The organism is uncultured Anaerococcus sp., from assembly GCF_963512375.1.
GTDB lineage: Bacteria > Bacillota > Clostridia > Tissierellales > Peptoniphilaceae > Anaerococcus.
Genome location: NZ_CAUPMI010000007.1, coordinates 49,067 through 74,778 on the forward strand (window position 1 = coordinate 49,067; position 25,712 = coordinate 74,778).

A 25,712-nucleotide genomic window follows, 5' to 3' on the forward strand; every position below is an offset into this window, starting at 1 on the left:
AAGCAAGCCTATAAAGCTTGCCTCTCAATCAATTCCTAAAAGCAAATAGGAAAGGTATTTATTTTTTATCTTGTAAATAGCTTCAGCAATAATATAGGTGGCAAGGATTGAAATTATCAAAATTCCAATATCTTCTATAGGCATCCATGCCTTAATTATCACAAAGAGGGCTGGATATATATAAATTAATCCAAAGATAAGATAATCGCTAAAGCCCATAGCCTCTTCCTTGCTAATGGTTTTAAGGGCTAGATAGGTCAGAGGGAAAATTGTAAGCATAAAGCCGTAGTCGACTTTGACCAACCTTTCTTTTAGGTAGACTTCTCCTGCCACAAGGCCTAGGGCAAGGACTAGGAGTACAGGCCTGATGCTTGATGCAGACCTTACCTTAATTGCCATCAGATAAAAGCTAAAATAAAGAAAATAATCCTTAAAAGGATCAAGAATTTCTAGCCTTCCTATAAAAATTATGGCAAAAAATATTAAAAGAGAAAGTCCTGCAAGAATTGGAATTATGCGGCTTCCTAGGATTTGATTTATAATAAGCTCTAGGATAAAAAATCCACCCACCATAAGCATTAACTTGTAAATATTTGTAATGATTTCAACTAAATCGTAAGGAACTTTTCCAAAATTTTTACCATTTATAACTATGGCCATGACTAGGCTATAAAAGATGAGTGGTACAAACATGACAAATACCTTTTTTGTATCTATAAAGGAAATCTTAAAGGCCAGATAGGCGATTGTTAGGGATGTGAGAGTCCTTTCTATTAAATTTTCATCAATAACTAGGTATTTTGCAAGAAAAGCCTTAAAAATCAAGCCTAAAAGGCCTAAAATACATAAAGTGCTTGCAAAATTATTTTTAAAATACTTCATACTATTATCATATCATAAATTCATCGTAAATGGTATAATAAATAAAAGGAAGGAATTATGGCAAGAAATACAACAAGACAAAGAAGAGACAATCGAGAAAGACCTTCACCATCTAGGGAAAGGGTAGATAGGACCAGACGTAGAAAGGCTAGGGAGAAGAAAAGAAGAAGAAGGACCTTTGGACCTTACATACTCATATTGATCCTCCTTATGACCAGCATATTTTTTGTAGCAAGGTCCATAAGCCACAATGTGGACAGGACTGTGGCAAGAATTGAATCAGCAATCAAAAACGACGATGAGCTTTTCATGAAAGAAAACATGGATAGGATCGATCTGATTTTTGAAGTGCTCAAAAAATCCTACTCAGAAGATGAAGTCAAGCAAAAGGACTTTGTAAAAAATAATTTTAAAAATCTTGATATAAAAGTTTTAAATAAATTAGACATAGACGGGGGCAAGGAAATAAGTCTAAGGATATCAAATGTGAACTATGTAGAGGAATTTGACAAGGTCAAAAACATAGAAGAAATAAACCAGCACGAAGAATACATGAGAAAGCTATCGGCATCAGATGCCAATCTTAAAAATACCGATGCTAAGATATTTCTAAAGAAAAAACTCTTCGGCTATGATATCTACGAATCAAGAGAATTTATAAATGGGATAATAGGCGGAGCCTTGGATTTAGTCAATGAAAGCAAATAGATCAATTAAGAGAACAAAAGAAGAAGCCTACGACCTAAATCCTGTCCTAATCACCCTAATCCTGTCAATCCTTATAATAATTCCCCAATACCTCTTGGGACTTATAGTAGGTCTTGGCAAAAATATCAAGGTCATCGACGACTTTTTCACCTACATGGACACAAATAACATGTCCTTCTTGCTAATAATTTATTTAACCGCCCTCACCCTTTTTTTTGCTTATATATTTGCAAGAAAAATCTTAAAAAGAGATAAAATCTCCCTAGGACTTGTAGATGATAGGAAATTCATCTCCTATATCAAGGGAATCCTCTTAGGGTTTTCCCTTATAAGTCTCATAGTCCTAATCTTAAAGTCATTAGGCTTTGCAGATATAATCACAAACAAGGCCGATCTTAATATAAAGCTTTTTTTAATCTTCATTCCAGCCTGGATGATCCAAGGTTTTGAAGAAGAATTTCTAATGAGGTCAATCCTAATGAACCAAATTGCAGGTAAGGCAAGTATTTACCAAGGCTTATTTGCAAACTCCCTAATATTTTCTATCCTCCACTTAGGAAATCTGGGCTTTAACCTCATGTCCTTCATAAATTTATTTATGGTAGGCCTGATATTTTCCCTAATATTTTATAAGGAAGACTCCATATATATGTCAGCAGCAGCCCACTCCTTTTGGAACATGACCATGGCCAATATCTACGGCATAAGAGTCTCAGGCTTTAGCCAAAGCGGAGCAAATATATTAAAAACCACCCTTAAGGGAAGCCCTCTAATCTCAGGAGCAGACTTTGGCCTAGAAGGCTCAATCATAACAAGCCTGGTCCTAGTAGGAGTTTTGATAATTTTAATAAGCAAAATAAGAAAGAAATCTTGCTCAAAGTAAGCAGGATTTCTTTTTGTAAGGAAAACCAATGTCTATATATAAATTTGCAAATAATCTAAGAAAAATTAGAGAAAATAAAAAACTTAGCCAAGATGACTTGGCGCATCTTTCAAGAGTAAACCGCAGGTCCATATTAAGGCTAGAAAATGGCCTAATAAAGGAGCCGACCATCGACACCCTTTTGAAATTATCAGCAAGCCTAGAAGTTGACCTAGTTGATTTATACATAAAAGATATCTATCAGTCCCACTACCTATATAGGGACCTTCTATCAAGCTTTGACATCCTCTGCGGTTTTAAATCCAGAGAAGAAATTCTATTATTAGAAAAGAAACTCGAAATTTTAGAAAAGGATCCGAATTTTAAGGGAAAAGACTATGAACTTGCCCTTATGAGGCTTTTTATAAAAAATCTAAAAACTCCAATCCTAATCAGCCTTAAAGAAGAATTTGAAGATCTTACATCTACTAGGCTTAACAAAAACAATTTGCTGACTAAGGATTTGAGTTTTTTAGAAGCTAGATTGCTGCTTAATATTTGTAATAGAAATAAAGCTTATAAAGAAATAGAAAGGGAAGATATTCTAAATAATCTAATTTTAAAAAGAGAGCCTCCTATTATAGTCATAATGGCATATAATATTCTTATAAATAGAATGTATGTAAATGGGACATCTAAGGAAGCCTTAGAATTGGCGGATAAATCGATACAGTATGCTATAGATAATCATATTATTAATTCATATGCTCTTTTATATTACTTAAAATTTTTGTGTTTATATGAAATAGGAGATGAAAGATATATAAATTCACTTAATTTTGCAAATATGTTTTCATCACATTTAGATAATTGTATGTTATCAAAAATTATTGACAAGAAATCCAAAATTGTTTTTGGAGATTAATTATATAAATTTATATAACTAAATCAATAAATCCTAAATTTAATAAATTTTTTCAAAATACAAATTTGAAGTAATTTAAAACATCTAATTATTGTTTTAATGGGTTTTGATAAAAGATTTATTTTAAATTTTTATAGGACTTAATTTCTATTATAGTAGACTCTTTTTTATCATTAGCATAAGAAGTACTAACGTTTAGTGTTAATAATATTGCAATTAGAAGTAATATATTTTTTTTCATAAAGCAACTCCTTTTAATATCGTTTGTAATATTATATAGTTGAATTAATTATAAAAAAGTGACATGGATGTCACTTTGAATATTTCAATTTGCTTGTAAAGTTTATATGCAAATTATTTGAATGGTAAAGGAGAAACTTATGAAAAATAAAAAAACAGATATTTTGCCTGCTTATTAAGCGCTAGCATATTAGCTAGCCCAATTGGCCAAGCTTTTGCTAGCCAATGTAATATTGGAATAAATAAAGATGATATAAAAATCAATTCGATAACTCAAAGCTCAACAAATCTTACAAACCAGAGTATATTAAATAATATAGAAATTAAAGATGAAGGTGATAAAAGAATCGTAACAATAACTGATAGTAAAACTGGAGAAAAAAATCAATTAATTGCGAATTTTAATGATAATACCCTCTATTCTACAATCACCAAAAAAACAATAGATTTGCCAGCTGATTTATCATTTTATAGGGTAGAAACAACCTATGAGACAAAAAGGCTTACCTATAAGCAGATAAGTGATTCCCTAGGTGATAAGATTGATGTTGCTAGCCTAGTTGGTCTTGTTATGTCTTATGTACCAGGATTAGAAGGAGCTGGTGGTGTAACTGTTGTGATTAGTGAAATTGTAAGGTATTATAATAATCATCTGGCCAATAAGTCAACTGAGCATGGTCTTATATTTAAGATAAAAAAGGTAAGACATATAAGGCGTAGAGGATCAAATAAGAATGTGGCGTATAGAACTTCAAAAACAATTGTGGGTGTGACTAAGTTCTAAAAAGTAAATATTTATACGGAGCAAAATTATGCAAGAAAATACAAATAAATTAAAGATAGTCAATATAATATCTATAGCATTAACAGCACTTATTCTTTTATCTATATTTGATATATTTAAATTAAAAGAGTATAGGTCAGTTTTTGTAGGAGCTTTTTTAGTGACATTATTTTTAAAAATCTTATTGTCTGATTTAAACAAAAAGGAGAAAATTTATTCACTAGTAGCTTTAGTGATAATAGCAATAATTTTTGTATTTATATTTGTTAAGTTTTCCTATCTATGGGTTTTGTAAAATAAGGGGATTTATAGATTTAATAGTTACTATATAAATTTATGTTGCTTGAGCTTGTAGTAAATAAGGATTAATTTTACTAAGTTAAGAAGCTCTATGATTAGGTGAATACTCTAAAATAGGTGATGATAAAAAGCTTATAAGAGAAATTTAAGGAGACCTCGGAGAAAATGAGGTCTTTTTATATGACTAATTTTAATGTATCTATTAAGTTAAGGTGGTATGATATTAGTCAAAGCGCAAGGAGGTTCTAAAACTCTCACTATTTTGATACAATTTAATTATTGGTTTTTGATAGCTTATTTTATGAATTTGCACACCCTTATTTGAAAAGTGTTAAAAAGTATAAAAAAAAGATGGTATTTCTACCATCTTTAAGCATTACTACTAAATATAAAATTAAAAATTACATCTTCATTATAAATAAGACTCACCTTGTCATAAGTGTAATCCTTTATTAATAAAACAGAATTACAACACTTAAAAAGAAATTCCAAATCATGAGTTATAATAACTATTGAAATCTTTTTAGAATACTCATTTATAAGCTTAGCCATAATTTCCATATTCTTATAATCAAGTCCTGATGTTGGTTCATCTAATATGATTACTCGTCTATTTGATAGAAAAGCAGTAATTACAGCTAGCCTTTGTTTCTGACCTCCTGATAATTTTTGAGGATGTGATGTTCTTTTATCCCAGAGATTTATTTCCTTTAAAAGTTTTTTAATTTCTTCTTTATCAGATGACATAGACAGGAGTTCATTTTCAACTGTATCTAAAAATATTTGTGAATCTACATCCTGCTGGACTAGGTAAGAATTTTTTAGTCTTTCTTTTTCTCGTACACCTATACTTGTATCTTGATTTTTTCCAACAAGTCCAGTTATTATTCTTGATAGAGATGTCTTACCCGATCCATTTTTCCCAAGTATTCCTAAAACTTCTCCCTTCTTTAAATCAAAAGAAATGTTTTCTAAAATGCTTTTCTTACCAACACTTACATTTATATTATTAAAAAATTCTACAGAATCTTTTTCAAAAAAAATTCTTTCAGTTTTTAAATTTCTTTCTTCTAAAGTCCTAAGTCCTAATTCTTTGGCTAGATTATTATTAAAATTTTCTCTTGTAAAAATTTCATTGATTGTTGCACCTTTCATAAACACAATTCTATCAAATAAGTTTTTTAGATAATAAAGTCTATGCTCGGCTACTATTATGGTTTTACCCATAGATTTTAATTCTTTTAAAATCTCTTTAAAGCTTTCAATAGAATCATAATCTAGAGAAGAAGATGGTTCATCAAAAAATAAAATTCTACTATCTTGAATAAGAGCTGAAGCAATAGCTACTCTCTGTCTTTCTCCTCCTGATAGTGAAAAAATAGATTTATCAAGCAGTTTTTCTATTTTAAGCAATTTACTTATAGACTCTATCTGTTCTATAATCAAATCTCTTTTAATTCCCAAGTTTTCTGCCCCTAAGGCAATTTCATCATAAACATTTGTACAAAAAAACTGATCTTTGGGATTTTGAAAAACAATGGATAAAATTTTTGAAAGTTCTCCTTTTTTATATTCATTTATATCTCTTCCTAAAATTTCAACCTCTCCATCTAATTTTCCTTCATAAAAGCTTGGAAAAAGACCCGTAATTATTCTTATTAGTGTGCTCTTCCCACAACCAGAATTGCCTGTTAATACAATAAACTCTCCATCTTTGATATTAAATTTAATATTTTTTAAATTCTCATTTTCTCCATAAGAAAAAGATTTAATATTAACACTAATCACATTTTCCATAAACTTGCTCCTAGCATAATAACTGTGCTAACCCACATAAAATAATCAAATTTTGAAAATTGCAAATTATATATGGATGTTTTTTTACAATCTATTTCAATCCCCTTTAAAATAATTGAACAGGTTAATACATCGCTTATTTCAAGACATTTATAAAGTAAAGGCACAAAATAAAGCTCAAAAGTCTTTATTGGGTGAAATATACTAGTCTTAAATCCTCTTATCTTTTGTCCATCTTTTATTTCTTGGAGTCTTATTTTTATTTCAGGTATAAACCTAAAGAATAAAGCAATAGGAAGTCCAAAGCTTGTAGGCATTCCTATATTAGTAAAAGAAGCTACAATAAAAGATGCCGAATATAGACTCATGACTCTTGCCATAATAAATATAGGAGCGTAAAGAAATATAATTCTAAGCATGAGATATATCGAGCCAATAAAGACACCACCCAAATAATTTTCTAAAATCCTTATTAAAATAAAAATTACAATCAAAAATAAAGTAAATTTAAAACTTAACTTTAGTGAATAAATGGATAATGATAATAAGCTTAATAGTAGACATGTAATATAAAAAGCTTCATCTCCTATTGTGAGTATTATAGAAAAGATTATAATTAGCCCAATTATAGTAATTGGGCTAATTACTTCCTTTTTCTCTTTTTTACTTTTAACCAAGAACACTTTTTTTATTCCTACCAGCAAAAAACTTATTATAGATATATGATCCAAATTTTGCACCAATGATTGATGCAATTATGGAAATAACAAAACAAATTCCAATATTTGCAGGTGTGTAAAAGTTTCTTAAAAAGTCAAAGTAGTCCGCTCCCATCATTTCAAGCATCGCCTTAGATTTTGAAAAGAAAAACACAATTATCATAGGATGAAGTGAATATACAAACATACCCGCTCCAAAAGCAAGACCAACCTTACTATTGCCTCTATCATAATTTTCACTACTTCCCACTACAAGTTCAGCTAATATTCCAGCAATGGTATTTATAATTATAATAGGCCACATCCCCATAAGAGTGTAGAATAGTCCTATCAAAAAGAAATATAAAAATGCGGTCCCCCTCACCTTTACACTCCTTGCCAAAATTACAAATACTGGTGCTACTACAATCGTAGCAAAGGCACAAGACAAATATAAACTAGGCATTACACCTAAAGCTCCTGTAGCATAACCAAGTCCCATTGTTAACACAAATCCTATAACTGAAAAAACAGCAATTTTTACAATATTTTTTAAATTCATCTTCTCCTCCTTATTTAATTTTCCAATTTTCAGCTTTTTCTCTGATTTTAATGAAATCAGAATATATACCTTCTTCTTTAATTAATTCATCATGTTCACCTTTTTGAACAATTTGACCCTTTTCTAAGACGATGATTTGATCAGCGTTTTTTATGGTATTTAATTTATGGGCTATCATAATCACCGTCTTCTCTTTCATTAATGAGTTAATCGCAATTTGTAATTTGTCCTCATTTTCTGGATCAACATTTGCAGTTGCCTCATCTAAAATTATAATTGGTGCATCTTTAATAATTGCTCTTGCTATTGATATTCTTTGTTTCTCACCTCCCGAAAGATTAGCACCCCCTTCTCCTATTACTGTGTCATATCCCTTTGGCAAAGCCATAATAAAATCATGACACGCAGCTTTTTTTGCAGCATTTATGACTTCCTCATGACTTGCATTAGGATTTCCAAATTTTATATTGTTTTCAATAGTATCATTAAATAGATATACTGATTGAAAGACTATGGAGATATTATCCATCAATTCTTCTAAACTAATATCTTTTATATTTACTCCACCTATTGTAATATCTCCACTATCTACATCCCAAAATCTAGCAATGAGCTTTGATAGGGTTGTTTTCCCAGCTCCTGATGGTCCTATAAATGCCACAGTAGTTTTTTCAGGAATTTTAAAAGATACCTTATCGATTATTTTTTTATTTCCATAGGAAAAAGAAACATTATTAAATTCAATATTTCTTTTACTTGTTAACTTTAGACCAGACTTCGATTTCATCTCACTAAGCGACATAATATCATCAACTTTATCAATAGAACTTGCTACTATTCTTAGCTCTGACATTGAAGATCCTGCCTCCTGAATCTGAGAAAATATCATATAAGACATAATCAATGTCATCAAAGAGTTTGTTAAATTCATAGTTTGATCAAAATAAAATCTAATAGCCAAATACATCAATATAAATGATGCAACATTTAAAATTAGAGAAGAAAAAATTGTAAAAGGAGTAAATCTTCTCTCTACTTCTAAATTAGTTTTTTTACTCTCAAAAATAGCATCTCTTGTGTTTTTATCTCCCTTACCCGTTAAATTAAATGATTTAATAACAGGCATGGCTTGTATATGTTCTAAAACTCTATCAGATAAATTAATTTGGGCATTGGCTCTTTTGGGAGCAACTTTAGCTGAAACTTTTTGCATTCTATCACTAACATAAAGGTATATTAATGTTGCTATTGCAACTACAATCCCAATTCTAATATCAAAAATAAAAACCATGATAGTAAAAACAAAGGCTGTTAAAAATCCAGTAAGCATAGTTATGAGAATTGAAGGAACAGTGTTTTCTGTTTCGCTTAGCCCTGTTGTTAATATCCCTGAAATATTTTCCATTTTTGAATTATTTAGTAAACCCATTGGAATTTTTTTCAACTTATCTGTCATTTTAATTCTTGCATTTGCAACCATAAAATAACCTGCATGAGTTTGTCTTAACTGTGCGTAATAATTTGTTATCATTCGTCCAAATATAGATGCAAGAATAATAGCAAAAGACATTAAGGATGTTCTTAATTTTTCTCCATTATTTACAATACTTAACAAAATAAAATAAACGGCTCCCATTTGCAAAACATAAAAGAATGCATGAATTACTGATATAACTAAAGATTTATTTAAGTTTGACTTCTCCTTAGCTGAAAACCTCCAAATTTTACTTAAGGTTTCTAACATATTAATCCTCCTTTCCTATACTTGTTTTCCAAAGCTTCTTATAAGTCTCTGAAGAATTTAGAAGATCTTCATGCTTACCAGAGTCTTCAATTTTTCCATTATTTACTACAAAAATCTTATCCGAATCTTTTATTGTATATAATCTGTGTGCAATCACGATTACAGTTTTATTTTTAATTAATTCATTTAAAGAATTTTGAATTAAATATTCATTTTCTGGATCCATATAGGCCGTTGCTTCATCAAATATAACTATAGGGGCGTTTTTTAGCATTGCTCTAGCTATAACGATTCGCTGCCTTTCGCCTCCAGAAAGACTTTCTCCCTGTTTTCCAACCCTAGTTTCATATGCATTTTCCAAATGAGATATAAATTCATGACAGCCAGCTTTTTTTGATATCTCCTCAACTTCTTTATCGCTCGCCTTAGGGTCACCCATTCTTATATTTTCCCTTATAGTATCATCAAATAAAAAGTTGTCTTGGGACACAAAAGAAACCTGATCATAAAGCTCTTCTAAAGGAATGTTTTCATAAGGAATATCGCCCATCTTAATCTCACCCTTCTTTACATCCCAAAATCCTGCAATTAATTTTGCAATAGTAGATTTTCCGCCACCTGACAAACCTACAAAAGCATTTTTAGTTCCTTCTTTTATTTGTAAGGAAATATCTGATAAGATTTCTTGACCATCTTCATACTCGAAACTCACATTTTCAAACTCTATATCATGATTTTTAATAACAATTTTTTCTTCACTGTGAATTTGCTCAGTCGCATTAAGAACAGACTCCACATTTTCTACTAAAGTGCCTACTTGAGCTCCTATAGTTGTAAATCTCATCATAGTATTTAGTAATCCTTGTAAGGAAAAGGATAAAATTATGGAAAGTAGATATCCTGTTAAGGATAAAGATCCATTCTTATAAAAGATATATCCCAATGGAAGTATGGCTAGAAGAGTAGTTGGAGTGATTGCTTTTGACATTGACATTCCAAATTGAGTTTTTGTCATCCAGTCATAATAATATTTAGCATTAGCATAAACTTTGTCAGTGATTTTTTTATAAGTTTTATCAGTCTGATTATATGACCTTATCACTTCTAATCCATTTACGTATTCTACAAGAGAAGAATTCATTTCTCCTCCGATTTTCATCGCACCAGCAAAATTATCTCCATAAGATTTAAAAACACTTCCCATAAAAAACATACCTATTGGAAATGATACGAGGGATAAGAGTCCCATTCTCCAGTCTACAAATAAAAGATATAAAAATACAAAAACAGGACCTAGTAAATTTGCTGTCATTTCAGGGAACATGTGAGCAAGTGGACTCTCCATACTTTCTACCTGATCAACTATTTTTTGCTTAAAAGCTCCACTTGGAGTTTCGCTTATTGTTCCAAGAGAAAGTTTAGGAAGTTTCTCTATCATTTTTATCCTAATATCAGCAAGTATAGAAAAAGTAGCCTTGTGGGAAATAGATAGAGACCATGCATATAATAAAGTTTTTAAAGCATAACCAAGTAGTCCAATTAAACACCACAAGATATAGTAATTTTTATCAGTATCATTTGATATAAGTCCTTCAGCAATTTTCCCTCCACTTATAAAGGGAAGTATTCCAAAAATAACTCCAAGACTTGCTAGTAGCACTGACAGATTTAAACTTGACCTATGATTGTTCGCCAATATCATTAGTTTTTTAAATTGATTTTCTTTTTTCATAATTTCCACCTCCATAAAAAGATAACTTAGTTATCATATTTTTAAAAAAATTAAGGATTATAATCCCCTAATCTTTTTCCAACCATCATTAAAAAATCTCGCTATAATCTTTGCATTATGAATTGCTTCTTCCTTACTATTAGAATGTACTACTAATTCTGATAGTGCATAAATGTAAGCATGGTTTATAAGATGTAGTCCCTCATCAGTAATAACGCTCCTATATCCATTCTTATAAATTAGGTTTAAAATTTTTTTATGATTTTCATCTTCAAATCCTATAATTTCATCAATAAAGTTCTCGTATTTTGTGCCATATGAAGAAAAAATCAAAAGTTCAAAAATATCTTTATTATCATAAAAGAAAGATACGGACTTTACAGATGCTTCTTCTTTCATTTTCAGTATTTCTAATAACTTATTTTTACTTAACTCTTCATCAGATTCATAAGTTTTAAGACTTTTGTCTTCATAATTTTTATAAATATCAAGAATCTGACTTGCAAAAGGTTCTACCAAATTTGTAAACAAATTTTCCTTATCATCAAAATGACGGTAAAAAGCTCCTGTAGTTACCCCAGCTTCTTTGCAAATCTTTCTTAAGTTAGATTTCTCATAACCATCTTTTAAAAAGTTTTTTATACCACTTTCTAAAATTTTGCTATGAGTAGCATCATACCCACTTATATCTGACATTAGTTCACCCACTCTCTATAAATTAAATTTCTAATTACTAGGTCGATAACTTAGTTATCATTATATACGTTTTTCCTAAATTATGCAATCTCCGAAAAAGATTATTTTAAAATTATATTTTCTGGTTTTTTATTTATTGTGTGTACAAAAATGAGCCTGCACTACATAAATGGCACCGGCTCATTTTTTCATATTATAAAAGTTGATTCACTCTTCTCTGAACATCATAATAATCATATCCAGCATTAGTTAACCTTCTTTTTCTTTCTTCTCCATTTCCCCATTTTCCACTTATAACTTCTCTTGCTAACTCATCGATTGTCTTTCCAATTGGATAAACTATCTTGCCATTAGCATCGAATACTTTTAATCCAAATCTATCGGCACATCTTTTGGCATTTTCTAAATTCTTAAATGCACCTTTCTGGCTTTTTACATCAGACCAAGATTTTCTAACTCTATATAGTCCACCTATTGATTTACTAATAGTATTATTTCCTCTGAGTCTTTTATTGACTTCTCTTGCAATATATGAAAACTTTCTGCCAAGATATGGGCCTGGACAATTTGTATTAGAATACCACTCATGCTTTTGAAGTACACCATCCTTTCCTCCAGTATATGTGCAAGGATAGATTCCATTTCTTCTACAAATATCTGTAACTAATTCAATTAGTCTATTTAAAACATAATCAGAAACTAACCACTGAGGACCTCTAGTAGAGTTTCCTACTTCAATTGTTACTGCTTGGTTATCGCACCAACCAGATGAGGTTGTCCATGCTCTATTGGCTTCATCAACTCCTAAAACAATAATTCCGTCAGATCCCAAATTATAGTTAGCTGAGGCTTGCCTTGATTTGGGAACAAAAATTCTTGCCAAGTTCCTACCACTTATGACTCCTGCTGCGTGGTGTATAGCAATTTTTGTTATCTTCTGATTTCTTCTTCCACTATGGTTAGGTGAAAGAATTGTTGCTTGTACTAATGAACTATTACTCATTTATTTTTCCTCCTTAAATTGTTTTAGTATATCTTTTAATTTTTCTGGTACTGGTAATCCTAAAGCTACAGAATTCTCCAAAATAGAAAGCCCCTCATTTGCAATATAAAAAAAGATGATGGCTGTTCTTATCATTGTTCCATCACCTTTAATTAAATTTACATCACATAGATTTGCTATGCCTACAACTATAAAAATCATAATCTTTTTAGCTATCCCTTTAAATCCTATGGATGAAGATAGCTTTCTTTCGACTCCTGCTCTTAAAACTCCTGTTAGATAATCAGCAATTACAAAAGCTAGCAGCGTATAAATAAAAGCATCCACGCTTCCAAGGAAAAATCCTAAACATCCTCCAATCGCTGTAAATAATACTTTCATTGTTTCTAAGAATTTATTCATTTTACTCCTCCTCTGTTAAGGTATATGTTATTTTCATTGTCTTATCTGCCGTTTTTAATATTGGACTAGATAAGTTATTAATTGTTCCAAGATAGGGAGTGTGAAGAAATAATAGTTTATAGAATCTTTCCTCATAACCTCCAAAACCTATTGCAAATGGTCCAATTGTCTGTGTCTCCATCATTAAGTTGCCTATTCCACTACCATTATATGAATCAACATTATTTACAATTACTTGGTCTTTCTTATCAATTACAAATTCATAACCTAATATATAGTCTCCCCACTTGTAAAGATAATTGTATTCTCCTCCATATTTCGAAGAGCTAACCTCTTTACCTAAAGAAATAACTGTTATATCTACTGGATTATTTATATTAACCTTATAAACTTTATTTGTTCTATAAGGACTTATCGAATACAGATATCCATTTTTAACACAACTATATTTATACCTATGGCAATAACTTCTATCTTTTTCATTATAACTCCCTAAACTTCCAAGCCTTATTCCATTAAGTGACCAAGTATCTGTACTAGTAGAATAGTCATTCTTATTTATTTTTACTCTTATTAAATTGTCTCTATTGGTCCCAAATCCATACCAATATCCATCCTCTCCATCATAAAAACAACATTCATACCAGGTGCCTATCTTGCTGAAAAACTCTGATACATCAATAGTAATCCTTTCTTCAGCTTTGTAGCCTTTAGTATAAATAGGATCATTTAAGCCTATGCTTGTTAATGGCTCTTTTAGTTTTACCAATTCAATTGATTTGTCATTTAATGGCCATATTGATACTATTGTGTTTGACTTAAAGTCTATCTCAATACAGCCATTATAACAATCTGAAACCTCACGCTTTTTATATAAGGATGTGCTATTTAATAATAAAAATGGGTCTTTTCCATGTGTATCTCCATAAAAGTATTTACCACCTCTGTAGTGAGTAAGTGCTATTGATGATATTCTTCCATTAGCTTGAGAAGTTGAAAAGTCCCATACAAATTTATATCCGTTTTCAAGTGGAATTGTTTCTGTTAAATTAGCAGAACCTCTTCTAGGAGCATCTGTCTGATTCACGTCATTTGATGCATAGCCAATTATCTGATTATCAGATGGTGCAAATATCTTTTCTGGATTTTCTTCCAGTTTATCTTCAAAAAGAAGAACGCCTCCATAGCATTTATTAGCTATAGGAAATATTTCCTTCCAAAATTCAACTTTCTTACTATCATCTATCGGATACATAAGTCCCATAGGATTCAATCTTAATAAATCTGGGACTGCATTAGTTATTAAGTTTTCATCTTCATATATCTCCTTCCTATTTGTCCTCACATCAGTTAGTTCAATGACTGATTTACCCTTAAGCATTTTCTTCCTCCTTATCTTTAAATTCTGTAGTGATTTCTTCTTTATACTTTCCAAGCATCAACCCTTGATATTTAAATCTTCCTACCTTTTCATTAAATACTAGTGGTCTTGGGACTTGTCTTTCTACCTTGTATTCAGCTTTAAGTTTCCTAAGCAAGAATGAATGACTGAGTTCTATTATCTTCCATGATTCATCAATCTTAATTTTTCCATCCCAAGCTTCTGAAGAACCAAGAGACTGACCAGATATAGCTGCGATAGCATTATCTTTTCCAATCATTGCTTGACCAGACTCAAGCCTAATTAATACCGAGAAGTTGTTCATCGTCTTTTCCTGAAGTTTAGTTAACGGATAAAAAAGATTTAAAATGTGGTCACCACTTAGGTAGGTTTCTTTTGGAATGTGATGTTCTATTTTCGTATCATTAAAAACGTAAGTAACAACTAGCCTTGTTGGTATTTCTATATTTTCAATAAAGTCTAATTCCTCTACTTCTTCTTTTTCTTCAAACTTTGGAGGATCATAGGATTTACCTTCATCATTTAAAACCTCTACTTCTTTCTTAACCTTCCTTGATATCTCTCTAGTTTTTTCTTCAGTATCACAAATTATATTTAACAAAATAGACGCATTAAAAATTGCCTCCGTTTCCTTATTGGAGGCAAATTCTATACGAATTATTGGTGTATCCGTTGTGGAAAGATTAAAGGCAGAGTAATTAGAGTAGGCATGAACTACTAATTTTTCAGATTCAATTTGATTTAACAGTCCTACTATATTCTTATCATTCTTACTCTTAGCTTTAGATAAATATGGATTCTTACCTACGCCAAGAATTCTATGCTTGCTATTTATTTTATATTCTATGTCAGTGATAAGTCCTTCAATCTTTTCTTCTTCATAAGAAATAGCTATCCTATCTCCAACATCAAGACTTGGGTCTCCTATAGTTACCATATCAAAAGGTGTGTGATGAATTTTGCAAATTTCAGTAAGAAGTGCCTCGCACATCCTTTTTCTTTTTTCTGGAAGTCCTAATTGCATCAATGGATTTATTCCAAGGTTCATAGTTAGTCCATCATCATTTTCTAAAGAGTAGTATTCAGCTATTTTAGTCTTTGCATTTGTTGAGTTGATGGCTGTATATCTTGTCTTAAAATCTGATATTGATGAAGAAAATCTTTCTCTTGTTTTAATTTCAGTTGATATGCTTTCTGCATACTTTCTTAAAACCAACTTACCATCACGAGAAACCCCAGCAAACGCACCAAGAGTCGATGCTATATAGTGAATAAAGTCCCTGTAAGTTTCTATATCATGGTCTTGATAAATTGCCAAGACTTCTTCACCATTAACAAAAGCTTTCACCTCATCTTCTGTCATACCTAGTTCTACCTTGCACTTCTCACATGATAATGTAAGTAATTCAAAAGCTGTACCAAAGGTATCTGTTACTGGGAAATTCTTATCAAATCTAAGCATATAGTCATAGCCTTTTAGTTCTAAAATTTTCTTAGACCTATTTGCTTCAGTGACATCAAAAATTCCCATTGGTATGGTTTCTATCTTTTTATTCTCTAATTCTTGATGATAAAAAAGTTCTAGCTTTGAATCTTCTAGAGAATACCTATCTATATCTGAAAAAAGACTGATTCCAAACTCTCCAGCATAAACTGTACCTATTTCAAGTTCAGAAGATCCAGAGCATGAACGATGAATGTATCCAGACCCTTTAAGAATATCTTTATTGGTAAATGAAATGATTGTTTCATCTTTTAAGATGATATTTCCCGTCCAGTAAAATTTACGAGAATTCTTTTTTATGACTGTTTTATATTCATTGCTTGTTAAGAACAACTTATCACCTCCATTTTTGTACATTAGTCGCTTTTTGACAAATCAAAGATTTGAAACAAAGCGACATCTGACCTACCAACAAAATCATAGATTTTGGGTTAGGTCATTAGTATTCCTCCAATGAAAAAGATACTTCCCACAGCCCTTTATAAGAAGTATCTTTTATTAATTTGACCTGAAACTTATCTATATACATCTGTGTCTCTTTTAGTTCCAACGTTTCGGTATCTAAGTATTTAACTTTAAGATTAGACTTGTTAGCAAGACCACTCAATATCTTCACAAGCTTAGGACTACATGAAAAACCTACAGAAATACTTGCTACTTTATTTCTAACAATATCCCTTTGAATAGTGCCTGCCTCTGTTTCTCCTCCAGTATCTGCCTCTATATCTCTAAACTCCAAATCATAAGAATTTGGTAGAGGTAGGTCTACTCCATCAATAATTAAATATGATTGATATTTCATTATACGACTACACCTCCATTCACTGCGTCGCTTTGCTCCTTGTTCATGGGGTGAGACTGCATCTGACCTACCAACAAAATCACAGATTTTGGGTTAGGTCATTATCTACCTCCACTTCTTAAATTCTTGCGCATAGATGCATTAACAATAACTTCATCAAGGAGTGTGCCTCCAAGATAAACTGGGATAACTATATCTCCAGAATTTTCCGATTTTAAATTGATGTTTGCAAGTGCATCGGATATTTGTCTTCCTATATCAATTCCATTTGCAGTAGGTTCTTTATCGTGTCCACCAATACCTAGAGATGATATATTTGGACTTAAAACCATATCACTTGCTACGTTTTTCATAGAAGATTGAACTAATCTCCTACTCTTTTCAATTCCCTTAGATAGACCTTCCATAAAGTCTGGCATCCATGATTCATAGTCAGTAAGTGGGCCAACATCTGGAACAGAGAAGTGCAGGTAGGACCTAATAGTTGATGCTACATTCGATACAGCAGATGTCACATTGCTAATTGCACTTCTAATCCCTCTAGCAATTCCGTTAATCATATCGGCTCCCCATGTATAAGCTTGGGATGCCAAATTCTTAATGTGATTAACTGCATTATTAAATCCATTTCTAATAGTGGACTGAATATTCGACATAGTCGATGAAATGCTTGATCTCATCGAATTAAAGGCAGACGATACTGCTGACTTCGCAGTATTCACTGCAGATGAAATAGTCGACTTTATAGAATTCCAAGCAGATGAAACAAAGGTCTTAATATTATTCATTGTTGATGAGATAAAGGTCTTTATCCCATTCCAGATTGATTCAAGGATTGTCTTAATGGAAGTCAAGATAGTTTCAATTGTAGTTTTTATGTTTGTCCAGGATGTAGAAATAAATTCTCCAATGGCAGTAATGACTGTTGTTAAAAACTCTTTTAATCCATTCCAAATAGTCTCAACTTTTACTTTGATTGCATCAAGAAGTGTTGAAATTAAAGTCTTGATACCTTCCCAAGTAGTCCTGATAAACTCTCCAACTGCTGTAAATACTTCTGTAGTTGTAGTTGAAATAGCTGTCCATATATTGGTAAAAGTTGTTTGAATTCCCGTCCAGAGGCTTGTAAAGAAATCTCCTAAACTTTGCCATAAACTCTTGGCTCCTTCAATAAAGGTATTCCAAGATTCAGTTAGAAAAGTTGTTATAGATGTCCAGATAGTATTCCATCCTTCAGCAAGTCCATTCCATAGATTGGCAAAAAAGTCCTTGATACCTTTCCATGTAGTTTTAACTCCTTCAATAAATCCAGTCCAGAATTCTGATAGAAAACTTGTGATTTCAGTCCAGGTACTTGTCCATGAATCAGATATCCCTTGCCATAGGTTTACGAAGAACTCTTTTATTCCATTCCAAATGGCAACAGTTGATTCCTTAATAGTTTCCCATATGGAGATGACCCCTTCTCTAAACCAGTCGCACTTCTTCCATAAAAGAACAAGACCAGCTATTACTGCACCAATAGCAATAGGAACAATACCTATGGCTGATACTACTGCAGTGATTGCTGGTATAAGTGTACCTGTAAAGATTCCAACTATCTTAGTTATTCCTCCTACTATTAGAGGGCCTTTAGTCATAATAGTTCCTATTGACCAGATAAGTTTTCCTACAATCATAAGTACAGGTCCAAGAGCAGCTATAAAAAGACCTATTCCTGCAATGACACCTTTTACTGGACCAGGAAGTGCATTAAGTCCATTTACCAGTTTTGTTAATATATCTACTACTTTTCTAACAGTAGGCATCAAAAGTTCCCCAAATGATATAGCTAATTCTTCTAAGGCAGATTGTAGGATCTTTAATTGACCACCTAAGTTATCCTGCATAGTAGTTGCCATTTTTTCTGCTGTTCCATCTGCGTTGTATATGGCATCACTCAAACTGTTATAATCTTTCTCACTGGCATTTATAATTGCCAACATTCCAGACATAGCATTCTTACCAAATATCATTGATGCTGCCTGTGCTTTTTGAGTTCCATCTAAATTAGCAAAGGACTCTCTAAAAATTCTTAGAGTTTCATCAAGAGAAAGCCCCTGTACATCCTCAATAGATAGGCCTAACATGGACATTCCATTCATAACTTCTTTAGTTGGTGATGCAAGTCTAGTTAGTCCAGCCCTTAAAGCTGTACCTGCTTGTGAACCCTTTATTCCTGAGTTTGCCATTAAACCTATGGCTACTGCAGTATCTTCAACTGAGTATCCAAGAGCACCAGCAATAGGTGCAGCATATTTAAAGGTCTCACCCATTAGTGAAACATTGGTGTTTGCATTAGATGATGCAGCGGCAAGAACATCAGCAAAGTGAGAAGAGTCTTCAGCTTTTAAACCAAAGGCTGTAAGGGCATCTGTGACAATATCAGAAGTGGTTGCTAAATCCTCACCACTGGCTGCAGCGAGGTTCATAATTCCTTCAATACCACCAATCATGTCCTTGCTTTTCCAACCAGCCATTGCCATGTAGTTCATAGCATCAGCTGCTTCACTTGCTGAGAACTTTGTCTTTGCTCCCATTTCACGTGCTTTCTCTCTTAAAGCATCAAAGTCAGATCCAGTTGCACCAGATACTGCTTTTACCTTTGCCATACCAGAATCAAAATCCGATGCCGTCTTTACAGCTGCTGCTCCAAGACCAGCTACTGCAAGAGATACTGGCATAATATTTTTACCTACATTCTCAATATTCTGACCAGTATTTTGCCACTTTTCTCCAGTAGCTGCTATATTTTGTAGGGTCTGATTAGTTGTTGCTCCTTGTTTTTCTAGAGACTTTAGAGCTTGTTCTGTTTCAATAATCTCTCTTTTAAGGGCATCATATTGCTCCTGAGAAATTTTACCCTCTGCAAGAGCCTGTTCAGCTTGTTTCTGTGCCTCTTTTAAAGAGGATAATTTATTTTTTGTTTCTTCTAAGGTCTGTCCTAATAGCTTATGCTTTTGTGAGATAAGTTCTGTATTTCCAGGGTCAAGTTTAAGAAGTTTGTTAACATCACGAAGTTCTGATTGGGTATGTTTAATCTCCGTATTAACTTGTTTTAAAGCTGTCTGTAATTTGGTAGTATCTCCACCAATCTCAACAGTTATCCCTTTTATTCTATTTGCCAATATCTCACCTCCTTAAAACTTATCAAAGTCTTCTTGTGTAGCTACTTCTTTGTATTTATAGTCGTCATTATTCTTTTCTGTGAATATATCATTTACAAGTCCAATTGTTAGTAGAGATAAATCAGAAACAGAAAGACCAAGTTCCACTGCCCTTAATAGGAATAAGGGTGTAGTCATTGGTCTTTCTGTTGGTCTTACTTTTTTTTAGGAATTTCTTCCGACTTTATGTTAAGTCCCCATAACTCAATTAACTGAGGTAGAATTTGGTAAATTGAAAAAGTTGAGAAATTATCTAACCATTCTTCTGGACTATCTGGCACAGATTTATCTCCATGCTTTGCCATTACATAGGCTATATTTTCAAATAACTCAAGTGAACCAATATCAAGATTAGATTTATCTTTATCGTTTTTCTTCATGGACTTTTCTAGTTCCATCAAGTCTTTAAAGATGTCTCGACCAAACTTTAATCTATAGATTCTGGGAATAGCTGCAGATGCACGAAATATAACATCTTTTCCATCAATTTTTATAGTTTTTGTTAATGCCATTATCTACTACCTCCTGTTGTCCTTGCCACAGAGGATGAACTTTCTATTGGTAAATAAACTGATTTATACCAACCATCATAAGTTTCCTTAGTTGTCTCATCACTTGTTCTAGCCTTTACATTACCATTTGGAAGTGGTCTTGCTTGGATAGATAAGGTTTCTGGTTGAACTTCTCTTGATTCTTCATTAGTTTCTCCTTCAAGGGTAGGTCTTGCTGCTGAACAGTTATACATGACATGACGGATTTTCTTTTGATCACCATCAAACTCAAAAAGAAGTGCAAAGTTTGCAGTTTCAGAATTTGAAGATTCAATAAGAACTTTATTTGAATCTGATTTTTCCATCAAAACATCAGTCCTAAAAGATTCTGGAATAAGAGCAATTTCTAAATCTCCATCATATCCCATATTGTTTGAAATAGTGTAGTATTCAATTCCATCAGCATAAAAGCTTTCTGGCTCTCCATTAGGATCCAATGAAATTGAAACAGCACCAGGCATTGGTACTGGTGTCTTATATTTAATAACGCCCTCTTCAGCTTTATCGAAGAGAGCGTAGTGAACATTACAAATATTAAATTTTACCTTATTTGCCATTATTATTTACCTCCGTAATTTTTAAATTAAGTGTGAATTTATATAAAACTTCATAGAGTCTTTCTGATTCAATCCAAACTTCAGATTTTTCATAATAGATTTTTTCTCTATCAAGTATCTCTTCTATTTTTTCTTCTAATTTTAAATCTTTCTTATCAGTGTAAAGTTCTAAGTCTATCTGTGTGTTTTTATAGAAAACTACTCCATCTGCACCAAAGTGTTTATTCTTTGGAAATAGATAGACAATAAATGGTGGGTTTGGACTTTCTCCTTCAGCAAAGTGAGAGTATGCAAATGGAAGTCCCATATCTTCAATTATCTTTAATAGCCTATCCATCTTGTAATTTCCTCATAATATTTTCTTCCAATTCTCTGACCCCTTTCTCTTCAGCTGGCCCAATGTGTGGCTTAGCAGACACTCTTCCACCTTGCCTAAGAACATGGCCTTTCTCAAGTAGATGAGCCAGCTGGTATCTATTTCTTGAATGGACCACAAGTTCTATTGAGTTTGAAGTTTCTTTTATAGTTTTTACTGACCAAGATTTAGAATATTTCTTTGTTTCTCCTACAGGTGCATTTTCTTGTATGTCTTTTCTAATATTGCTACCAGCTTTTTTGACTTCCTTTTTGACTTCATCTGTTGCCATATCAGAATATTCTTCTAAGCCCTTCATTATTTCACTAGCGAGGTTTTCAATTTTTACATTCATCTACTCACCTTCCTACATCTAAACTTTATAAATCTATTTTTATAGTTCATAAAATCAATAGAGATGATATTGTACTTTTCATCATCAAATAGAATTCTGTATTCTGAAGTATTAATATTCTTTAACCTATTTTGAAATCTTACAGTAAAAGAAATGTCTGACCTGTCTACTTCCATTCCTAGAAAAACTTCTTCGCCTTTACCTTGAAAAGATATATATGAATTAGTTGTTAGATAATCAGACCATATTGATTTATGATTACCTATCTCATCAACTTCAACATCTTTATTTAGAAAAGTTATTTTTCTATTAAAATCAGCTATTTTCATAATAGTCTCCAGTATCTTCTGGGAGTTCTGGTAGGATATAATAAGCTAGATAACGACTTTTATTCCATCCACAAAAATTTCCATTAAGGATAAAAAATAACATATAATCGTCGTAACCCTCGTTACTTTCATACCTTGTTTTCAATAACTTTTTATAGTTAGGTGATTTAGTAATCCTTTTTTCCTTTGTAAATAAGTTTATTTTATCTGTTGTTTTCATATCACCATTTACATAGGATATAAATAAGATATCATCATCAGTTTTAACTTCTGTATTTTCATCATATTCCCATTCGTAAGCTATGCTCACATTCTTATTAGATTCAACTAATAAAGATATTCCTTCATATGTGTACCTTTCACCAGAATAATTTCTACTATAAGATAAAAATTTTCCTTTTGCCCATTTTGATAAGTCAACATTTAGCCTTGGACTTTGAGGAACACCATTCTTTAATTCAAAATAATATATTTTATTATCTAAAGTATGGATTCTTAAACCACTAAGATTAGCATGTATTATTCTGTCAAATTTATAGTTAATTAAATTAAGTGAAAAAATATTACCATTTGCACTCAATCCCGATACGGTGTTATTAATTTGGACATAGGTTGTATCAAAGTAGCTAAAAAAATCATCATATTCATTAACCCTTAGATATTTTTTATTCTTCAAATTATGAAACTCTGCTTCAGACTTATCATTTGCTGATACAATTAAGGTATCATTAACAGTTTCTAGATTTATTTTTTTATTTGATGGGATTTTTGTATCGATAACCCACAGTTCCTCTAATATCATGGATATCCCATAAATTGAAATAAACCCATTATTATCTGCACTAACTATTCCAAAACAATCTCCATTACTATAACTACATAAGTTTAAATATCTACGCTTATTAGAACTTAAAGCTTCGTTAAGGTGGATAAGTAAGGATAATTTTCCTTCTTTTATAATAAAATATGCATCACCTACATCCTCGATACCTAAAGCATCGTCTATATTTTCCAAGATTGGAAAGGGATCTGTATCATATTGGTAGTTATATTCTATTTTTAATTCGTATGGACCAAATTTATGCCCAGGCTCCCATCCAGTTTTTATTTCACCAATTTTATTTGCTAAGTCTGTAAAGCTATCATCTTTATTAGCTTTTCCTTTCTTGTCGACAATAGCCTTAGCAATTAAATCTTTACCATTATCGACATCGTAAAAAAGCTCATCATATTTTTTATTTAGAATTTTACCTTGTCTAGCAGACAGGGCTTTTTCTCCGTTTTCACTTTCAAGGTTATCTATAACTTCACAGTCTTTTCCATCTTCTCCTTTTGGACCAGGTGGGCCTTCTTTGCCTTGAGAGCCGTCATCACCCTTGTCTCCCTTTGGTCCTCTTATATCTTCTAGATTTTTTTCAATAGCTTTTTTTATAGCTTCATCAGCTATATTTTTAGCATTTTCAATGGCAACTATTGCACTTTCAGAATCAGTATATGACTCATAACCCTTTGTTATTCTTATATAAGTTCCTTGGTCTGATGGGAATATATGACCGTCTATTTTGATTTCTATTTTATATGATCCTATGGCAAGTGGCTCATCAATCCTAAAAGAAATCTTATCCTCATCTACCTTTGTCTTACATTTCCATTCTAGTTTCTTTTCTTTACTATAAAGATGAATACTAGCATCTTTATCATTTAAAAAACTTATAGGGTCACCTTTTGAGTCACATAGCTGAAAACTTAGTTCTGAAGATATATCTCCTTGCTTTATATTAATTCCACCCTTTATTTGGATTAAATTTAAAGTATTTAAACTTTTAGCCATAAGTCCTCCTTAAAAACCTGGTTTTCTATCACCAAATAATAAAGCTCTTAGAGTTAGGTTCAGTTCAGAATAATCTGCCTCTTCTCTATGTTCATAAAGATAAGCTGTCATATATAAGACGGCTATCTTTCCATTTGGATTTTTAGAAAGTTCTTCTTCACTATCAACCCTGGCTACATCCATGGAGTGTTTGATTGATGATTGGATGAGAGATTCAATCATCTCATCCTCATCATCAAAATCAACCCTTAAATAGGACTTTGCCTCTTCAAGAGTAATCATAATTTACTCCTTAGGCAGTAGCACCGATTTTTAAAAGTTTAACTGCCTCTCTTAAAACTAAGATTCCATCAACTCTTTCTTTACCTAAGAAACCAACCATGCCATTACCAGCAAATAGTTCCTTTAAATCTTGGAAAGACCTATTTCCTCTGTCTCCAATCTTGTAATATGAAAAATCGCCAAAGGCTACTGCAAGCTTTCCTTTATCAGCTTTTGGAGCAAAGGCAGATGTATAGGCAGGATATCCTAAAAGTCTATCTGGTTCTCCATCCTTGAGTGATGGTTGCCAAATATATGCACCATTAACATCTTTAAGCTTTCTAATCTGAGCAACTGTTGCATCATTTAAAATGAAAGCTGCTCTCTTCCTATATGGTCTGTCTAAAGAGTAAACTAAATCAATTAACTCATCTGCAGTAATTGTTTGAGCTTTTGTTGTTCCTCCAAGTTCTCCACCCTTTTTAGAGTCAAATATTCCTGTAGGCTTATTTACTCCGTCTCCATTTAGGAAAGCATCCTCTTCAGCATTTGCTAACGCTCTAGTAAATTCTTCAGTGATGTATTTTTCTAAATTAAAGGCTGCATCATATAGAAGTTCTTCAGTAACTTTAATTCCAACATGAAGTTTGTGTGCATCAAGAGATACTTGATCGAATGTGCCATCTCCAAAGGTAAGTTGACCACCTTCTTCTACCCATAGAGCAGCAGGCTTTGTAGCTGCAATATTAATTTTATGAAGTCCAGAAGTTTGAACTTTTGTAGCTAGTTTTCTTACAATATTTTCATCTTCAAGGCCATTTACAATATCTGCTTCCATCTCTTCTGGAACTAAATATCCACCACTTTCATCTGTTCCTACTTTTAATTCATTGGAGATATCTCTAAAGTTTGTTCTTAATGCCTTCATCATAGATTTCTTATAGACATTTCTTGCCCTCATCGGCTTTTCTTCTTCATTAAAAGTAGCAGGTTCATTTGTTAGTGCTTGAGTTGTAGGTTTTTCTAAAGATTTATCCATTTCTTCTTCCCTCTTCTTTCTTTCAATTTCACGAGTATAATTCTCGATAGTTCTTTCCATCTCTTCATATGTCTTGAAGTCTTCGTCAGACATTAGTCCATTTTCATCTTTCTTAGATTCAGCAAATGCTTTTGCCTCATCCCAAGCTTTAGTCCTCTTTTCCATTAGTTCTTTTAAATCCATAT

General features: G+C 32.0%; 28 protein-coding genes. 5 read left to right on the plus strand and 23 right to left on the minus strand.

Annotated features, from left to right (window positions below):
• Positions 1 to 24: 24 nt before the first annotated feature.
• On the minus strand, positions 25 to 882 hold the full coding sequence (locus tag RRB46_RS04510) for a hypothetical protein (protein ID WP_311537673.1): 858 nt from the start codon (positions 880 to 882) through the stop codon (positions 25 to 27).
• 57 nt (positions 883 to 939) lie between these two features.
• On the opposite strand from RRB46_RS04510, the gene RRB46_RS04515 reads away from it, so the two are divergent.
• From RRB46_RS04515 to RRB46_RS04525, 3 genes are read left to right on the plus strand one after another with little or no spacing between them, the layout of a single operon-like run.
• A complete protein-coding gene (locus tag RRB46_RS04515) occupies positions 940 to 1,590 on the plus strand; it encodes a hypothetical protein (protein WP_296129203.1) in 651 nt (216 codons plus the stop codon).
• The gene (locus tag RRB46_RS04520; protein WP_311537674.1) at positions 1,577 to 2,473 is read left to right on the plus strand and encodes a CPBP family intramembrane glutamic endopeptidase; all 897 of its coding nucleotides are present in this window, start codon (positions 1,577 to 1,579) and stop codon (positions 2,471 to 2,473) included. Before RRB46_RS04515 ends, RRB46_RS04520 begins: the two co-directional genes overlap by 14 nt.
• 28 nt (positions 2,474 to 2,501) lie before the next feature.
• Complete coding sequence (locus tag RRB46_RS04525) at positions 2,502 to 3,377, plus strand: helix-turn-helix transcriptional regulator (RefSeq protein ID WP_311537675.1); 876 nt, start codon at positions 2,502 to 2,504, stop codon at positions 3,375 to 3,377.
• Between the two features lie 118 nt (positions 3,378 to 3,495).
• Here the strand turns inward: RRB46_RS04525 and RRB46_RS04530 are convergent, their stop codons facing one another.
• Positions 3,496 to 3,618 carry a hypothetical protein gene (locus RRB46_RS04530; RefSeq protein ID WP_265213392.1) on the minus strand — a complete coding sequence of 41 codons (123 nt, stop codon included), beginning with the start codon at positions 3,616 to 3,618 and terminating at the stop codon, positions 3,496 to 3,498.
• A 447-nt stretch (positions 3,619 to 4,065) separates the two neighbouring features.
• On the opposite strand from RRB46_RS04530, the gene RRB46_RS04535 reads away from it, so the two are divergent.
• Both RRB46_RS04535 and RRB46_RS04540 read left to right on the plus strand, forming a co-directional pair.
• Entirely contained in the window at positions 4,066 to 4,401 is a 336-nt protein-coding gene (locus RRB46_RS04535; RefSeq protein WP_311537676.1) for a hypothetical protein, read from the plus strand.
• Positions 4,402 to 4,429: 28 nt separating this feature from the next.
• Positions 4,430 to 4,696, plus strand: coding sequence for a hypothetical protein (locus RRB46_RS04540; RefSeq protein WP_106461324.1), 267 nt, complete (start codon positions 4,430 to 4,432; stop codon positions 4,694 to 4,696).
• 374 nt (positions 4,697 to 5,070) lie between these two features.
• On the opposite strand, the gene RRB46_RS04545 is transcribed toward RRB46_RS04540, so the two are convergent.
• The 21 genes from RRB46_RS04545 to RRB46_RS04645 all read right to left on the minus strand — a co-directional run bounded on the left by RRB46_RS04545 (position 5,071) and on the right by RRB46_RS04645 (position 25,710).
• Positions 5,071 to 6,498, minus strand: coding sequence for an ABC transporter ATP-binding protein (locus RRB46_RS04545; RefSeq protein ID WP_311537677.1), 1,428 nt, complete (start codon positions 6,496 to 6,498; stop codon positions 5,071 to 5,073).
• The gene (locus RRB46_RS04550) at positions 6,486 to 7,181 is read right to left on the minus strand and encodes an energy-coupling factor transporter transmembrane component T (RefSeq protein WP_311537678.1); all 696 of its coding nucleotides are present in this window, start codon (positions 7,179 to 7,181) and stop codon (positions 6,486 to 6,488) included. Before RRB46_RS04550 ends, RRB46_RS04545 begins: the two co-directional genes overlap by 13 nt.
• Entirely contained in the window at positions 7,168 to 7,758 is a 591-nt protein-coding gene (locus RRB46_RS04555; RefSeq protein ID WP_019118518.1) for an MptD family putative ECF transporter S component, read from the minus strand. The genes RRB46_RS04550 and RRB46_RS04555 overlap by 14 nt, the downstream gene beginning before the upstream one ends.
• Positions 7,759 to 7,768: 10 nt before the next feature.
• Positions 7,769 to 9,502 carry an ABC transporter ATP-binding protein gene (locus RRB46_RS04560; protein WP_019118519.1) on the minus strand — a complete coding sequence of 578 codons (1,734 nt, stop codon included), beginning with the start codon at positions 9,500 to 9,502 and terminating at the stop codon, positions 7,769 to 7,771.
• Between the two features lies 1 nt (position 9,503).
• A complete protein-coding gene (locus RRB46_RS04565) occupies positions 9,504 to 11,234 on the minus strand; it encodes an ABC transporter ATP-binding protein (RefSeq protein ID WP_311537679.1) in 1,731 nt (576 codons plus the stop codon).
• A 57-nt stretch (positions 11,235 to 11,291) separates the two neighbouring features.
• A complete protein-coding gene (locus RRB46_RS04570; RefSeq protein ID WP_311537680.1) occupies positions 11,292 to 11,930 on the minus strand; it encodes a TetR/AcrR family transcriptional regulator in 639 nt (212 codons plus the stop codon).
• 193 nt (positions 11,931 to 12,123) lie between these two features.
• The gene (locus RRB46_RS04575; protein ID WP_311537681.1) at positions 12,124 to 12,933 is read right to left on the minus strand and encodes an N-acetylmuramoyl-L-alanine amidase; all 810 of its coding nucleotides are present in this window, start codon (positions 12,931 to 12,933) and stop codon (positions 12,124 to 12,126) included.
• A complete protein-coding gene (locus RRB46_RS04580) occupies positions 12,934 to 13,335 on the minus strand; it encodes a holin family protein (RefSeq protein ID WP_094206258.1) in 402 nt (133 codons plus the stop codon). It abuts the gene before it with no gap.
• A gap of 1 nt (position 13,336) precedes the next feature.
• On the minus strand, positions 13,337 to 14,716 hold the full coding sequence (locus RRB46_RS04585) for a hypothetical protein (RefSeq protein WP_311537682.1): 1,380 nt from the start codon (positions 14,714 to 14,716) through the stop codon (positions 13,337 to 13,339).
• Positions 14,709 to 16,598 carry a hypothetical protein gene (locus tag RRB46_RS04590; protein WP_311537683.1) on the minus strand — a complete coding sequence of 630 codons (1,890 nt, stop codon included), beginning with the start codon at positions 16,596 to 16,598 and terminating at the stop codon, positions 14,709 to 14,711. Before RRB46_RS04590 ends, RRB46_RS04585 begins: the two co-directional genes overlap by 8 nt.
• Positions 16,599 to 16,680: 82 nt before the next feature.
• Positions 16,681 to 17,043 (minus strand): hypothetical protein, encoded by a 363-nt coding sequence (locus tag RRB46_RS04595; RefSeq protein ID WP_019125120.1) that lies wholly within the window; start codon positions 17,041 to 17,043, stop codon positions 16,681 to 16,683.
• Between the two features lie 101 nt (positions 17,044 to 17,144).
• Positions 17,145 to 20,210: a phage tail tape measure protein gene (locus RRB46_RS04600; protein WP_311537684.1), complete on the minus strand. Its 3,066-nt coding sequence runs from the start codon at positions 20,208 to 20,210 to the stop codon at positions 17,145 to 17,147.
• Positions 20,211 to 20,222: 12 nt separating this feature from the next.
• On the minus strand, positions 20,223 to 20,387 hold the full coding sequence (locus RRB46_RS04605) for a hypothetical protein (protein WP_311537685.1): 165 nt from the start codon (positions 20,385 to 20,387) through the stop codon (positions 20,223 to 20,225).
• A 17-nt stretch (positions 20,388 to 20,404) separates the two neighbouring features.
• Positions 20,405 to 20,761, minus strand: a complete 357-nt coding sequence (locus tag RRB46_RS04610) for a hypothetical protein (protein WP_102197781.1) — start codon at positions 20,759 to 20,761, stop codon at positions 20,405 to 20,407.
• Positions 20,761 to 21,357 carry a major tail protein gene (locus RRB46_RS04615; protein ID WP_311537686.1) on the minus strand — a complete coding sequence of 199 codons (597 nt, stop codon included), beginning with the start codon at positions 21,355 to 21,357 and terminating at the stop codon, positions 20,761 to 20,763. Before RRB46_RS04615 ends, RRB46_RS04610 begins: the two co-directional genes overlap by 1 nt.
• Positions 21,347 to 21,694 (minus strand): hypothetical protein, encoded by a 348-nt coding sequence (locus RRB46_RS04620; RefSeq protein ID WP_311537687.1) that lies wholly within the window; start codon positions 21,692 to 21,694, stop codon positions 21,347 to 21,349. Before RRB46_RS04620 ends, RRB46_RS04615 begins: the two co-directional genes overlap by 11 nt.
• Positions 21,687 to 22,067: an HK97 gp10 family phage protein gene (locus RRB46_RS04625; RefSeq protein WP_311537688.1), complete on the minus strand. Its 381-nt coding sequence runs from the start codon at positions 22,065 to 22,067 to the stop codon at positions 21,687 to 21,689. Before RRB46_RS04625 ends, RRB46_RS04620 begins: the two co-directional genes overlap by 8 nt.
• The gene (locus RRB46_RS04630) at positions 22,064 to 22,396 is read right to left on the minus strand and encodes a phage head closure protein (protein ID WP_311537689.1); all 333 of its coding nucleotides are present in this window, start codon (positions 22,394 to 22,396) and stop codon (positions 22,064 to 22,066) included. The genes RRB46_RS04625 and RRB46_RS04630 overlap by 4 nt, the downstream gene beginning before the upstream one ends.
• Positions 22,383 to 24,227 (minus strand): hypothetical protein, encoded by a 1,845-nt coding sequence (locus tag RRB46_RS04635; RefSeq protein ID WP_311537690.1) that lies wholly within the window; start codon positions 24,225 to 24,227, stop codon positions 22,383 to 22,385. The genes RRB46_RS04630 and RRB46_RS04635 overlap by 14 nt, the downstream gene beginning before the upstream one ends.
• A gap of 9 nt (positions 24,228 to 24,236) precedes the next feature.
• Positions 24,237 to 24,509: a head-tail connector protein gene (locus tag RRB46_RS04640; RefSeq protein WP_004835105.1), complete on the minus strand. Its 273-nt coding sequence runs from the start codon at positions 24,507 to 24,509 to the stop codon at positions 24,237 to 24,239.
• A 10-nt stretch (positions 24,510 to 24,519) separates the two neighbouring features.
• The gene (locus tag RRB46_RS04645) at positions 24,520 to 25,710 is read right to left on the minus strand and encodes a phage major capsid protein (RefSeq protein WP_311537691.1); all 1,191 of its coding nucleotides are present in this window, start codon (positions 25,708 to 25,710) and stop codon (positions 24,520 to 24,522) included.
• Positions 25,711 to 25,712: the final 2 nt, after the last annotated feature.

Coding starts and splice junctions, on each gene's coding strand:
- RRB46_RS04620 (WP_311537687.1), bottom strand. CDS start 21,694: ATGGATAGGCTATTAAAGATAATTGAAGATATGGGACTTCCATTTGCA.
- RRB46_RS04595 (WP_019125120.1), bottom strand. CDS start 17,043: ATGAAATATCAATCATATTTAATTATTGATGGAGTAGACCTACCTCTA.
- RRB46_RS04625 (WP_311537688.1), bottom strand. CDS start 22,067: ATGAATGTAAAAATTGAAAACCTCGCTAGTGAAATAATGAAGGGCTTA.
- RRB46_RS04645 (WP_311537691.1), bottom strand. CDS start 25,710: ATGGATTTAAAAGAACTAATGGAAAAGAGGACTAAAGCTTGGGATGAG.
- RRB46_RS04560 (WP_019118519.1), bottom strand. CDS start 9,502: ATGTTAGAAACCTTAAGTAAAATTTGGAGGTTTTCAGCTAAGGAGAAG.
- RRB46_RS04510 (WP_311537673.1), bottom strand. CDS start 882: ATGAAGTATTTTAAAAATAATTTTGCAAGCACTTTATGTATTTTAGGC.
- RRB46_RS04610 (WP_102197781.1), bottom strand. CDS start 20,761: ATGGCATTAACAAAAACTATAAAAATTGATGGAAAAGATGTTATATTT.
- RRB46_RS04555 (WP_019118518.1), bottom strand. CDS start 7,758: ATGAATTTAAAAAATATTGTAAAAATTGCTGTTTTTTCAGTTATAGGA.
- RRB46_RS04545 (WP_311537677.1), bottom strand. CDS start 6,498: ATGGAAAATGTGATTAGTGTTAATATTAAATCTTTTTCTTATGGAGAA.
- RRB46_RS04635 (WP_311537690.1), bottom strand. CDS start 24,227: ATGGCTAAAAGTTTAAATACTTTAAATTTAATCCAAATAAAGGGTGGA.
- RRB46_RS04580 (WP_094206258.1), bottom strand. CDS start 13,335: ATGAATAAATTCTTAGAAACAATGAAAGTATTATTTACAGCGATTGGA.
- RRB46_RS04520 (WP_311537674.1), top strand. CDS start 1,577: ATGAAAGCAAATAGATCAATTAAGAGAACAAAAGAAGAAGCCTACGAC.
- RRB46_RS04540 (WP_106461324.1), top strand. CDS start 4,430: ATGCAAGAAAATACAAATAAATTAAAGATAGTCAATATAATATCTATA.
- RRB46_RS04585 (WP_311537682.1), bottom strand. CDS start 14,716: ATGCTTAAGGGTAAATCAGTCATTGAACTAACTGATGTGAGGACAAAT.
- RRB46_RS04605 (WP_311537685.1), bottom strand. CDS start 20,387: ATGACTACACCCTTATTCCTATTAAGGGCAGTGGAACTTGGTCTTTCT.
- RRB46_RS04515 (WP_296129203.1), top strand. CDS start 940: ATGGCAAGAAATACAACAAGACAAAGAAGAGACAATCGAGAAAGACCT.
- RRB46_RS04565 (WP_311537679.1), bottom strand. CDS start 11,234: ATGAAAAAAGAAAATCAATTTAAAAAACTAATGATATTGGCGAACAAT.
- RRB46_RS04640 (WP_004835105.1), bottom strand. CDS start 24,509: ATGATTACTCTTGAAGAGGCAAAGTCCTATTTAAGGGTTGATTTTGAT.
- RRB46_RS04630 (WP_311537689.1), bottom strand. CDS start 22,396: ATGAAAATAGCTGATTTTAATAGAAAAATAACTTTTCTAAATAAAGAT.
- RRB46_RS04530 (WP_265213392.1), bottom strand. CDS start 3,618: ATGAAAAAAAATATATTACTTCTAATTGCAATATTATTAACACTAAAC.
- RRB46_RS04615 (WP_311537686.1), bottom strand. CDS start 21,357: ATGGCAAATAAGGTAAAATTTAATATTTGTAATGTTCACTACGCTCTC.
- RRB46_RS04575 (WP_311537681.1), bottom strand. CDS start 12,933: ATGAGTAATAGTTCATTAGTACAAGCAACAATTCTTTCACCTAACCAT.
- RRB46_RS04570 (WP_311537680.1), bottom strand. CDS start 11,930: ATGTCAGATATAAGTGGGTATGATGCTACTCATAGCAAAATTTTAGAA.
- RRB46_RS04590 (WP_311537683.1), bottom strand. CDS start 16,598: ATGTACAAAAATGGAGGTGATAAGTTGTTCTTAACAAGCAATGAATAT.
- RRB46_RS04525 (WP_311537675.1), top strand. CDS start 2,502: ATGTCTATATATAAATTTGCAAATAATCTAAGAAAAATTAGAGAAAAT.